At 64.7% G+C, this 12,571-nt stretch carries 10 protein-coding genes; 9 read left to right on the top strand and 1 reads right to left on the bottom strand.

Features of this window, described 5'->3' with window-relative positions; all coding sequences use genetic code 11:
- Window positions 1–103: 103 nt before the first annotated feature.
- Entirely contained in the window at window positions 104–1,072 is a 969-nt protein-coding gene (locus ACQR10_RS17195; protein ID WP_316217827.1) for an SDR family NAD(P)-dependent oxidoreductase, read from the bottom strand.
- A 225-nt stretch (window positions 1,073–1,297) separates the two neighbouring features.
- Between ACQR10_RS17195 and ACQR10_RS17190 the strand changes: the two genes are divergently transcribed.
- From ACQR10_RS17190 to ACQR10_RS17150, 9 genes are all read left to right on the top strand, one after another.
- The gene (locus tag ACQR10_RS17190) at window positions 1,298–1,453 is read left to right on the top strand and encodes a hypothetical protein (protein WP_315711478.1); all 156 of its coding nucleotides are present in this window, start codon (window positions 1,298–1,300) and stop codon (window positions 1,451–1,453) included.
- Window positions 1,454–1,979: 526 nt separating this feature from the next.
- Window positions 1,980–3,089: a BMP family ABC transporter substrate-binding protein gene (locus tag ACQR10_RS17185; RefSeq protein ID WP_316217826.1), complete on the top strand. Its 1,110-nt coding sequence runs from the start codon at window positions 1,980–1,982 to the stop codon at window positions 3,087–3,089.
- A complete protein-coding gene (locus ACQR10_RS17180; RefSeq protein ID WP_315799649.1) occupies window positions 3,086–4,195 on the top strand; it encodes an ABC transporter permease in 1,110 nt (369 codons plus the stop codon). The genes ACQR10_RS17185 and ACQR10_RS17180 overlap by 4 nt, the downstream gene beginning before the upstream one ends.
- 3 nt (window positions 4,196–4,198) lie before the next feature.
- Window positions 4,199–5,125, top strand: a complete 927-nt coding sequence (locus ACQR10_RS17175; protein ID WP_315775139.1) for an ABC transporter permease — start codon at window positions 4,199–4,201, stop codon at window positions 5,123–5,125.
- Window positions 5,126–5,139: 14 nt separating this feature from the next.
- Window positions 5,140–5,823 (top strand): biuret amidohydrolase, encoded by a 684-nt coding sequence (biuH, locus tag ACQR10_RS17170; protein WP_315799648.1) that lies wholly within the window; start codon window positions 5,140–5,142, stop codon window positions 5,821–5,823.
- A 50-nt stretch (window positions 5,824–5,873) separates the two neighbouring features.
- A complete protein-coding gene (locus ACQR10_RS17165; protein ID WP_315800410.1) occupies window positions 5,874–7,349 on the top strand; it encodes an ABC transporter ATP-binding protein in 1,476 nt (491 codons plus the stop codon).
- Window positions 7,350–7,574: 225 nt separating this feature from the next.
- Window positions 7,575–8,732 carry an IS481 family transposase gene (locus tag ACQR10_RS17160; RefSeq protein WP_316216558.1) on the top strand — a complete coding sequence of 386 codons (1,158 nt, stop codon included), beginning with the start codon at window positions 7,575–7,577 and terminating at the stop codon, window positions 8,730–8,732.
- 190 nt (window positions 8,733–8,922) lie between these two features.
- Window positions 8,923–10,518, top strand: a complete 1,596-nt coding sequence (locus ACQR10_RS17155) for an oleate hydratase (RefSeq protein WP_434912038.1) — start codon at window positions 8,923–8,925, stop codon at window positions 10,516–10,518.
- A 114-nt stretch (window positions 10,519–10,632) separates the two neighbouring features.
- Window positions 10,633–12,192, top strand: coding sequence for an oleate hydratase (locus ACQR10_RS17150; protein ID WP_316217825.1), 1,560 nt, complete (start codon window positions 10,633–10,635; stop codon window positions 12,190–12,192).
- Window positions 12,193–12,571 lie beyond the last annotated feature (379 nt).

The raw sequence follows: 12,571 nt of genomic DNA, 5'->3' as shown, positions 1-12,571 counted from the left end.
ACAACCCCTCAGCCAAGTGAGCACGACGCTGATACCAGCGTAGCCCTCTCCCACAAGGGGAGAGGGCGCAATCACTGGCGCCGTACAGTCGTGCGTATGCCGACTACCCCAGCTTCCAGCCCGCCTCCTGCGCAAAGCGCTGGAAGAACTCCGGCTCGTAGGCCTGCTCCGGCGACTGCCGGACGCGCATGTCGAGCAGCTTGGCGTCCTCGCCGACGAGGATGCGCCACTGGTCGGCCTTGACGCCGTCGAGGATGATCTTCGCGGCCTGCGCCGCCGTCGTCGGCGCGTCTTCGAGGAAACTGCGGGCGCGCTCGCGGGCGGCGGCCTGGATGTCCTGGTCGCTCATGGCGGAGACATCGATGCCCATGCCCTTCATGCGCTGGCGCGCTAGCCCGATCTCGGTCTCGCTGAGCTCGTCGGACTCGGTGCCGCTCTGCACCTTGCGCGAGTTCGACACGATCGACGTGCCGATATGGCCGGGCATCACGACCGAGCATTTGATGTGCGGCGCGTTGAGGCGGAGGTCGTTGATCAGCGCTTCGGTAAATCCCTTCACCGCGAACTTCGCGGCGCTGTAGGCGGTGTGCGAGACGCCCATGCCGACCGAGGCCCAGAAGCCGTTGACGCTCGAGGTGTTGACGATATGAGCCTCGTCCGCCTTCAGCAGCATCGGCAGGAAGGTGCGGACGCCGAGATAGACGCCGCCCCAGCAGATGTTGAAGGTACGCTCCCATTGCTCTCTTGAATTGGTGAACAGGCTGCCGCCGCCGCCGATGCCGGCATTGTTGAACAGCAGATGGATCTTGTCGGTGGCCTGCTGCTCGGCGAGCTCATCGCGAAAACGCTGGAGCTGCGCCTCGATCGAGACGTCGGCGACATGGGTGGTGACGCGCAGGCCCTGCGGCAGCTTCTCGGCCTCGCACAGCCGCTTGGTTTCGGCCATCGCCTCGGTCGAGACGTCGCACATGGCGACGTTGCAGCCTTCGGCGACGAGCTGGCGCGCGAGCTCGCGGCCCATGCCCGTGCCGCCCCCGGTGATCACGGCGATCCTGCCGGCGAAATCCTTCATCGGATGGTCTTCCTTCCCTGCTGCGGGACGGCCATGCCGCCCCGGCGACTTGCTCGTTCTCTTCGTGGAACGCGTTTGCGAGCTTAGGACGTTTCGCCGGCCTGACCAGAGGGGATGTCGGAGATTTGCGTTGCAGCGCATGCAACGAAGATTTCAGCTTGGGGTTGAACCTTCTCGACAGGCGTCCGACTTATTCCACGGGGAGGCAGGCTCGAGGAGGTTCGCATGGCGTACCAACAGGGGCACTGGCAGGACGAAGGCTGGCGCGACACGATGGTCGATCCCGCGGGATCGGACGACGGCGCCTATGTGACGGGGTGGACGATCAGCGGGCTCGCCGTGATCGGCACCATCGTCGCGGTCTGGCTGCTCGGGATCTGAGAGCAGCGCGACGAATTCTCATGCAATAGGACGCCATGCAAAGCGTGGCCTCTGAGCCCTGCTGCGTTCTGCGCTCTCATCCGTCATTGCGAGCGCAGCGCAGCAATCCAGCGCTGTGGACGGGACACTGGATTGCTTCGTCGCTGCGCTCCTTGCAATGACGTTGAGAGAGCCGACTGTTTCCCAGAGAGCCTGGCGCCCCCCAAGACGTCCGCATTCACGCCCGGGATCTGGCAGCCGCGTTTCGCGAAGGCGCGCGGCTGACCGTCTGAGGGTCCCGCCCGGCCGAACTCATTGCATACAATTGCAGTCGATTGATCAATTAATAGGCTAATGATTGCCGTGTCACGCTACTGCCCAGTTTGCAGTCAGCCACAAAACACCAACACTTCAGTGACTTAGCTCCTCGGCCGCGCTGAAAGCCGCTGGCACAAAGCTTGCGATCACTCCCGTTCGAGGCTCCGCCGTGTGGCGGTGAAGCCGAGATGACAGCGCGGGCGGATCGACCCGCCGAGGGAGCTCACCAATGGACTTTGGCAGGATTTCACGACGGCATCTGTTGCAGGGTGGCGCGGCGCTGACGCTCGGCGCGGCCGCGGGCCTGCGGCCGGCCTTCGCCGCGGAGACAACGATCGGCTTCATCTATGTCGGCTCGCGCGACGACTACGGCTACAACCAGGCGCATGCGCAGGGCGCGGCCGCGCTGAAGAAGCTGCCCGGCCTGAAGGTCATCGAAGAGGAGAAGGTTCCGGAGACCGACGCGGTCGAGAAGACGATCGAGTCGATGATCAATCTGGACGGCGCGACGCTGCTCTTCCCGACCTCGTTCGGCTACTACAATCCGCACATGCTCAAGATGGCGGCGAAGTATCCGAAGCTGCGCTTCGAGCACTGCGGCGGGCTGTGGAGCGACAAGGACCCGAAGAACGCCGGCTCCTATTTCGGCTATATCGACGAGGCGCAATACATTGCCGGCATCGTCGCCGGCTATACCTCGAAGAGCGGCAAGCTCGGCTTCGTTGCCGCCAAGCCGATCCCGCAGGTCCTGCGCAACATCAACGCCTTCACGCTCGGCGCGCAGCTCGCCAACCCCAAGGCCATCACGCAGGTGATCTTCACCGGCGACTGGTCGATGCCGGTCAAGGAGGCCGAGGCGACCAACAGCCTGATCGACCAGGGCGTGGACGTTTTGACCTGCCATGTCGACGGCCCGAAGACGATGGTCGAGAACGCCGCGCGCCGCGGCGCGTTCGTCACCGGCTATCACGTCAACCAGTCGCCGCTGGCGCCGAAGGCCTATCTGACGGGCGCCGAGTGGAATTGGGAAGCGCTGTATCCGAAGTTCGTCAAGATGCTCCAGGCCGGCGAGAGCATTCCGAACTTCTATCGCGGCGGCCTCAAGGAAGAGGTGGTCAAGATCTCGCCCTATGGCGAGGCGGTGTCCGAGCAGGCGCGCAAGCACGCCGATCAGATCAAGGCCAAATTCCTCGGCGAGGGCTATACGATCTTCAAGGGCCCGATCAAGGACAACAAGGGCAACACCGTGATCACCGCCGGCACCGAGCGCGGCCAGAAGGATCCGGAGCTCGAGAAGATGGACTATCTGGTCGAGGGCGTGATCGGAGCGACGTCGTGACCACGGAGGCGGCCGATCCGGTTGATGCGGCCGCCATCGCGCCGGCCGCCGACGCAGGCTTCCTGCAACGCCATGGCGCGAGCATTGAATACATCCTCATCCCGGGCGCGGCGCTGGTCGCCGCGCTCCTGGTGTTCGGTATCTTCGTCGCGCTGTTCGGCAAGAACCCGCTCGACCTCTATTGGTACATGTATTACGGCGCCTTCGGCACCTGGTTTTCCTGGCAGAACACGCTGACGCGCGCGGCTCCCTTGATCCTGACCGCGCTGTGCACCGCCCTGCCCGCTCAGCTTGGCATGGTGATCATCGGCGGCGAGGGCGCGCTGCTGATCGGCGCGCTGTCGGCAACCTCGGCGGCGCTGGCATTGCAGGGCATGCCGCCGCTCGTCGTGCAGATCGCGATGGTAATCGCGGGCATGACCGGCGGCGGATTGTGGATCCTGCTGTCGGGCGGCTTGCGCCAGTATCGCGGCGTCAACGAGACCATCTCCAGCCTGCTGCTGGTCTACATCGCGCTCGCGATCCTCAACCATCTCGTCGAGGGCCCGATGCGTGACCCGGCGAGCCTCAACAAGCCGTCGACGCGCGAGATCGGCACCGTCAACATGATCGGCAGCATTCCCGGCACCGACGTGCATTGGGGCCTGGTGTTCGGGCTGATCGCGGCGATCGCGTCCTATGTGCTGATCTATCACACGACCTTCGGCTTCGCCGCGCGCGTCGCCGGCGGCAACATCCGGGCCGCCAAGATCGTTGGCCTCTCCGTGGGCAAATTGATCCTGACGGTCTGCTTCCTCGCCGGCGCCTGCGCTGGCCTGGCCGGCATGGTCGAGGTCGCCGCGGTCCAGGGGCGCACCAATGCCAATCTCGCCGTCGGCTACGGCTTCACAGGCATCCTCGTGGCGTTCCTGGCGCGGCAGAATCCGCTGGCGATCATTCCGGTCGCAATCCTGCTCGGCGGCATCAATGCCTCGGGCGGCCTCTTGCAGCGAAGGCTCGGCCTGCCCGACGCCTCGGTGCTGGTGCTGCAGGGCATCATCTTCATCTCGGTGCTGGCGAGCGACGCGCTCTATGGCCGCATCGGCTTCCTCAAGGGAAAGTCGTGAGACATGGCTGACGGCAACATCGGACTCTGGACCGTGCCGCTCGCGGTGCTCGGCGGCGCCATCCGCGTCTCCACGCCGTTCCTGTTCGTGAGCTTAGGGGAATGCATCACCGAGCGCTCCGGTCGCATCAATCTCGGCCTCGAGGGCACGCTGGTGATGGGCGCGATGAGCGCCTATGGCATCTCCTATCTCACGGGATCGCCATGGGCAGGCGTGCTCGCCGCCGGCCTCACCGGCGCGCTGCTCGGCGCCCTGCATGCCGGCATCTGCTCGCTGCCGCGCGTCAACGACGTCGCGGTGGGAATCTCCTTGATGCTGTTCGGCACCGGGCTCGCCTTCTTCCTCGGCAAGCCGCTGATCGAGCCGACCGCGGCGCGGCTTCCGGCGATCGATTTCGGCTGGTGGAGCGACGTGCCGCAGGTGCGCGCGGCCTTGCGCATCAACGTCCTCTTCCTGCTCGGCGTCGTGCTCGCGCCGCTGTTGCTGTGGGCATTCCGAACCACCCGCTGGGGCCTGCTGATCCGTACCGCCGGCGAGAGCGCCGACGCGGCGCGGGCGATGGGTCATTCGGTGCTGATGATCCGGCTGCGCGCCACCATGGCCGGCGGCTTCCTCGCCGGCATCGGCGGCTCGTTTTTGTCGCTGTTCTATCCCGGCAGCTGGAACGAGGGCCTCTCCTCGGGCCAAGGCATCACCGCCGTGGCGCTCGTGATTTTCGCGCGCTGGGACCCGATGCTGTGCCTGTGGGCCTCGCTCGCCTTCGGCGGTGCCGCCGCGCTCGGGCCGGCGCTGCAATCGGTCGGCGTCACCTCCGGCTATCATCTCTTCAACGCCGCGCCCTACATCCTGACGCTGCTCATCATGATCATCACCTGCTCGCCGAAGCGCACCTTGAGCGGCGCGCCGGCCGAGCTGTCCATCACCCGCTGATTTCGGAGTCCATCATGACCGCGCGCACCATCCGCTCCGAGCCCTATGCCTGGCCGTACAACGGCGATCTTCGCCCTGAGAACACCGCGCTGATCGTGATCGACATGCAGACCGATTTCTGCGGCGTCGGCGGCTATGTCGACAAGATGGGCTACGATCTCTCGCTGACGCGGGCGCCGATCGAGCCGATCAAGACCCTGCTCGGCGTCATGCGCGCGCAGGGCTTCTGCATCATCCACACCCGCGAGGGCCACCGCACCGACCTGTCCGACCTGCCCGCCAACAAGCGCTGGCGCTCGCAGCAGATCGGCGCCGGCATCGGTGACCCCGGCCCGTGCGGCCGCATCCTGGTGCGCGGCGAGCCAGGCTGGGAGATCATCCCCGAGCTGGCGCCGCTAGCTGGCGAGATCGTCATCGACAAGCCCGGCAAGGGCTCGTTCTGCGCCACCGACCTCGAGCTGATCCTGCGCCTGAAGGGCATCCAGAACATCGTGCTGACCGGCATCACCACCGACGTCTGCGTCCACACCACGATGCGCGAGGCCAACGACCGCGGCTTCGAATGCGTGCTGCTGTCGGACTGCTGCGGTGCCACCGACAAGGGCAACCACGATCACGCGCTGAAGATGATCAAGATGCAGGGCGGCGTGTTCGGCGCGGTCGCGACCTCCGCGGCGCTGATCGAGGCGCTGTCGTGATCGGCGACGATCCGACGCCATCAGGCGCGTTCGGCGTCGAGGCCATCGCGATGACGATGCGCTTCGGCGCGTTCACCGCGCTCGACAATGTCGAGCTGAAGGTCAGGCCTGGCTCGTTCCACGCGCTGCTCGGCGAGAACGGCGCCGGCAAGTCGACGCTGGTCAAATGCATCATGGGCTACTACCGCCCGACCGAGGGCGACGTGCTGATCGCCGAGCGCGAGCGCGCCATCAACAATCCCAGGGACGCGCACGCGCTCGGCCTCGGGATGGTCTATCAGCACTTCACCCTGGTGCCGGCGATGACGGTCGCGGAAAACCTGGTGCTGGCGCGCGACGACGTGCCGGCGGTGGTCAACTGGGCGAAGGAGAAGAAGGAGCTGGAGGCCTTCCTGGCGCGGATGCCGTTCCGCGTGCCGCTCGACGCCAAGGTCTCCGACATCTCCGCGGGCGAACGGCAGAAATGCGAGATCCTCAAGCAGCTCTATCTCAAGCGCCGCTTCCTGATCCTGGACGAGCCGACCTCGGTGCTGACGCCGGGCGAGGCCGACGAGGTCCTGGGCATGCTGCGCAAGATGGTCGAGGCCGGCGAGCTGACCATCCTGATGATCACGCATAAATTCCGCGAGGTGATGGCGTTCGCAGACGACGTCACCATCCTCCGGCGCGGCAAGCTCGCCGGCCGCGGCAAGGTCACCGAACTGACGCCCGACGACATGGCACGGATGATGATCGGCGCCGAGCAGCTCACGGTGCAGCCGTCGCGCACCGGCGAGGCCGGCAACGTCAGGCTCGAGGTCGAGAAGCTGGTGGCGCGCGACGATTCCGGCGGCCTCGCTGTGCACAACCTGTCACTCACCGTGCGCGCCGGCGAGATCGTCGGCATTGCCGGGGTCTCCGGCAACGGCCAGCGCCAATTGGTCGAGGTGCTGGCCGGCCAGCGCGAGGCCGAGAGCGGCGCAATCCGGGTCTCCGGCGAGGCCTATGTGGCGAGCCGCGAGGAGATGCGCCGGCACAAGATGTCGCTGCTGCCGGAGGAGCCGCTGAAGAACGCCTGCGTCGGCGGCATGAGCGTCGCCGACAACATCGCGCTGCGTGAGTTCGACCGCGCGCCGTTCGCCCGCGGCGGCTGGTGGCTGAACAAGGCTGCCTTCCGCCAGGGCGCGACAACCAAGATCAACCGCTACAAGATCAAGACCCGCACGCCGGATACGCCGATCTCGGCACTGTCGGGCGGCAACGTGCAGCGCGCCGTGCTCGCGCGCGAGCTCGGTCACGACGTCGAGGTGCTGATCGCCGCCAATCCCTGCTTCGGCCTCGACTTCGCGGCGGTGGCGCAGATCCACGCCGAGATCATGGCCGCGCGCAATCGCGGCGCCGCCGTGCTATTGGTCAGCGAGGATCTCGACGAGCTGCTGGAGCTGTCGGACCGCTTGGTCGTGATGTTCCACGGCCAGCTGGTCTACGAGACCCGCGGCAGCGATGCTGATCTCACCGAAATCGGCCGCCACATGGCGGGGCATTGAGGCCGACGTCGACTGCGCCGGACAACGAAACAAGCCGGCTGCCGCGCGGTTAACGGCGAACCCGGCTCTCACCGCGTCATTGCGAGCGCAGCGAAGCAATCCAGAATCCTTGCTCGGCACTGGATTGCTTCGCTGTTGTTCAGCCCGGGGACATGGCTGACAGGTGTTCGGAGACATGGTTGACACCTCAAAATTGGCTCGATTCGTCAAGCAAAGGGGCGAGCGATGCCGTGGCGAGAGGTGTCTGTCATGGACCAGCGACGAGAGTTTGTGATGCTTGCCAAGCAGGAGGGAGCCAACCGGCGGCAGCTGTGTCGGCGGTTCGGCATCAGCCCCCAGACCGGCTACAAATGGATCGAGCGGTCTGACGCCGGCGATACGACGCTGGCGGACCGGTCGCGGCGGCCGCATCGAAGTCCGGAGCGCACCGCAGCTGCGACTGAGCAGCAGATTGTCGCGTTGCGCGATGCTCACCCGGCCTGGGGCGCGCGCAAGCTCGCGCATCGTCTCGATCGCGATGGGCAAGCTGTCCCGGCGATCTCCACCGTGCATAACATCCTGCGCCGCTACGATCGGGTGACGGAGCCTGGCGGCACGCCCGGGCAGCCCTACACGCGGTTCGAGAAGGATGCGCCCAATCAGCTGTGGCAGATGGACTTCAAGGGACACAGTGCGCTGGAGAACGGTGTGTCTTGTCATCCGCTCACCGCGCTGGACGATCACTCGCGCTTTTCCTTGTGCCTGGCGGCCTGCGACAATGAGCGCGGCTCTACGGTCAAAGGACATTTGGAGACGACGTTCCGCCGCTATGGACTGCCGGATGCGATGTTCGTCGACAACGGTGGCCCCTGGGGCTTTACTCTCGAAGACCCCTGGACCGCGTTGACGGTCTGGCTGCTGAAGCTCGGCGTTCGAACGATCCATAGCCGGCCCTATCATCCCCAGAGCCGCGGCAAGAACGAACGCTTCCACCGCAGCCTGAAGGCCGAGGTCTTTGCCTTCAAGCGTTACAGGGACCTTCCCGATGTCCAGCGGGCACTCGACGAATGGCGAGCCGTCTACAATCTCGACCGCCCCCATGAGGCTCTCGACTTCAATGTGCCGGCAAGCCGCTATCGGCCCAGCCAACGCACCATGCCGGATCGCCTTCCGACGGTGGACTACGACGAGGGGGAGATCGTCCGTTCCGTGTCGAGCACGAAGGCCTATGTCAGTTTCGAGGGACGGCTCTGGAAAGTCCCTCAAGCCTTTCGCGGTGAGCGACTCGCTATTCGTCCACTCAGACAAGACGGAAAATTCGGAGTTTTCTTTGCCGCTCATCAGATCGCAGCGATCGATTTGCGTGACCCCAAAAGTGTCAACCATGTCCCCGAACAGGTGTAAGCTATGTCTCCGGGCTAAACACTGCGCTCGCAATGACGGTGGAGGGAGTTGGGCCCGCTCCGCGGGACATTGCGCCACACCAGGGGTAAACGACCTCAAGCTGTTGACGACTAATTCATCCCGCTGAGGTAACATCGCGGCGAGTGCGTGCTGGTTGCGGCCGCCTGGCCGTCCTGGCGACATTTTCCTTATCTCGTTTCAATCCCTTGCTCGACAGGTCGATCTCATGAAGGCCTATTTCATCGGTGGCGGCATCGGTTCGCTCTCCGGCGCAGCATTCATGATCCGCGACGGCGGCGTCTCCGGATCGGACATCACCATTTTCGAAAAGCGCCTGCCCTATGGCGGCAGCCTCGACGGCGCGCGTCTTCCGGACGGCTCCTACTCGATGCGCGGCGGGCGCATGCTGACGACCGAGCAATACGAATGCACCTGGGACCTGCTGTCGACCATTCCCTGCGAAACCGACGCTCAGCAGACCATCCTCCAGGAGACCGTGGCGTTCAACAAGCTCCACGTCACCCACGCGCAGGCGCGGCTGGTCGATGGCAACCGGCACAAGGTCGACGTCTCCACCATGGGCTTCTCGATGCAGGACCGCATCGAGATGACCAGGCTCACCGAGGCCTCGGAGGAGAAGCTCGGCAAGTCCTTGATCTCGGACTGGCTGTCGCCGCCGTTCTTCACGACGAACTTCTGGTACATGTGGCAGACGACCTTCGCCTTCCAGCCCTGGCACAGCGCGGTCGAGTTCAGGCGCTATCTGCGCCGCTTCATGAACGAATTCCCGATGATGGATACGCTCGGCGGCGTCAAGCGGACGGTGCACAACCAGAATGACTCGATCGTCAAGCCGCTGATGCGCTGGCTGAAAGGCCACGGTGTCAACTTCGTCGGCGGCGCCGACGTCACTGACATCGCGCTCGTCACCGAGAACGGTAAGCATCGCGCCACGCGCCTCGATCTGGAACATGACTTCGTCGGCCGCAGCATCGATCTCGCGGCGGATGACCTCGTGTTCTACACCGCCGGCTCGATGACGGACGCGACCAGCCTCGGCAGCCACGACAGTCCGCCCAAGCAGCTCACCAAGGAGGACAGCCAAGGCTGGACTCTCTGGGAGAAGCTCGCACAGGGCCGCCCGGAATTCGGCAATCCGGCCGCGTTCAACTCATCGGTTCCGGAGTCGAGCTTCGAATCTTTCACGGTCACCTGCCGCAATGCGCGCTTCTTCGACGCGATGCAGACTTTCACCGGCAACGTCGCCGGCACCGGCGGGCTCGTCACGTTCAAGGATTCGAACTGGCGGATGTCGATCGTGCTCTACAGCCAGCCATACTTTCCGGACCAGCCCGGCACCATCAAGATCTTCTGGGGCTATGGGCTCCATCCCGATCGCGTCGGCAATTTCGTGGGGAAGCCGATGTCCGAGTGCAGCGGCGCCGAAATCCTGAAGGAGCTGTGCGGGCATCTGCGCTTTCCGCTCAACGTGTTCGACGAGGCGACCTGCGTGCCGTGCTGGATGCCCTACATCATGAGCATGTTCATGCCGCGCAGCTATGGCGACCGGCCGTTGCCGGTGCCGCTCACCTCGCAGAATCTCGCCTTCATCGGCCAATATGTCGAGCTGCCCGAGGATGCCGTGTTCACGATCGAATATTCGGTGCGCGCGGCCATGCATGCGGTCTATCAGCTCTTGAAGATCGACCGCGCCATTCCGCCGGTCACGCCGTATGACAAATCGCTGAAAATGCTGCTGCAGTCGGTGGTGAAATCATTCGCTTGACGGACCACGCGAGATCGTGATCACCGCGCGCCGCAGCGCTTGACCTGGATCAGTTCCGCGAGGGAACACAGCAGCTAAGCCCCGGATCGTAACACACGATCCGGGTGAACCATCATGAAGGCGTATTTCATCGGCAGCGGCATCGGCGCATTGGCCGGCGCGGCGTTCCTGATCCGCGACGGCGGCGTCGCGGGCCGCGACATCACGATCTACGAGAAGCATCTGCCCTATGGCGGCAGTCTCGATGGCGCGCGGCTGCCCGACGGCTCCTATTCGCTGCGCGGCGGCCGCATGCTGACGACCGATCACTACGAGTGCACGTGGGACCTGCTCTCCACCATCCCCGATGCCAGCGATCCCCGCCGCACCGTGCGCGACGAGACGATTGCCTTCAACAAGGCCCATGTCGCGCATTCGCAGGCGCGCCTCGTCGATCGCAACCGGCACAAGATCGACGTCTCCACCATGGGCTTCACCATGCAGGACCGGCTCGAACTGGTGCGGCTGACCGAGGCCTCCGAGGAGAAGCTCGGCAACTCCCGCATCACCGACTGGCTGTCGCCGCCGTTCTTCACCACGAATTTCTGGTTCATGTGGCAGACGACGTTCGCGTTCCAGCCCTGGCACAGCGCGATCGAGTTCAAGCGCTATCTGCATCGCTTCATGAACGAGTTTCCGCGCATCGAGACGCTGGCCGGCGTCAAGCGCACCGTGTTCAACCAGTACGACGCGATCGTCGTGCCCCTCGTCAAATGGCTCGAGGGCCATGGCGTGAACTTCGCCGGCGGCGTCGATGTTACCGACATCGAGATCGCGAGCGAAGGCGGCAAGCATGTGGTCAAGCGCCTGACGCTGGATCGCAGCGGCCAGCCTGAGACGATCGCGCTGTCGAGCGATGATCTCGTCTTCCTGCAGAACGGCTCGATGACGGACGCGACCAGCCTGGGCACCCAGGACGCACCGCCGCCGCGGCTCACCAAGCAGGACAGCCAGGGCTGGACGCTGTGGGAGACAATCGCCAAGGGCCGCCCCGAATTCGGCAATCCCGCCGCGTTCAACTCATCGATCCCGGAATCCTGCTGGGAGTCGTTCACCGTCACCTGCCGCAATCCGCGGTTCTTCGACGCGATGGAAGCGTTCAGCGGCAACGCCGCGGGCACCGGCGGGCTCGTCACCTTCACCGAGTCGAACTGGCTGATGTCGGTCGTGCTGTATCACCAGCCGCATTTCGCCGGCCAGCCCGCCGACGTACAGGTGTTCTGGGGCTATGCACTGCATCCCGACCGCATCGGCAATTTCGTCGGCAAGGCGATGGCCGATTGCGGCGGCGCCGACATCCTCAAAGAACTATGCGGCCACCTCAACTTCGATCTTGCGGTGTTCGACCAGGCGACCTGCGTGCCGTGCCGCCTGCCCTACATCACCAGCATGTTCATGCCGCGCAACAAGGCCGACCGGCCGCTGCCGGTGCCGGCGAATTCGAAGAACCTCGCCTTCGTCAGCCAGTTCGTCGAGATCCCCGACGACGTCGTGTTCACGGTGGAATATTCAGTGCGTGCCGCGCAGATGGCGGTCTATCAGTTGCTCGGCATCACCAGGGCGATCCCACCGATCACGCGGCACGACAAGTCGTTCCGCGTGCTGATCGAGACGATGGAGAAGGCCTTCGCCTGACGCCTCTCGCATCCGCAAAAACGAACGCGCCCGGATCAGGCTCGATCCGGGCGCGCTTTCCGTCTCGCGAGGCACAGATGGCGCCTCCATGCGTCTTGCGTGAGTTGTCAGTAGCCGAGCAGCGCGAGACCAACCCAGCTGACGGCAAACAGCGATACGACCGAGGTTGCAGCGGCAAAAACGGACAGCGAAACTTTCAAAGTCCTGAGGACCATACGCGCCTCCTTCAACGACAATGAACAGCACATCGAGGTGAACCCCGATGTCAGTCTGAAATTTCCTGGAACCGGCTCCACAACGAGCCGAACACAGGTTTGGTGCGCGCCTGCGCGCAAAGGTTCAATGTCAGGGTGTGGGGCCCTGATCGAGCGGCTTGATC

The sequence above is a fragment of the Bradyrhizobium sp. HKCCYLRH2060 genome, from assembly GCF_051168135.1.
Classification (GTDB): Bacteria; Pseudomonadota; Alphaproteobacteria; order Rhizobiales; family Xanthobacteraceae; genus Bradyrhizobium.
The sequence above is the reverse complement of the archived record's forward strand: the minus strand, read 5'-3'. Positions and strand labels throughout refer to the sequence as shown.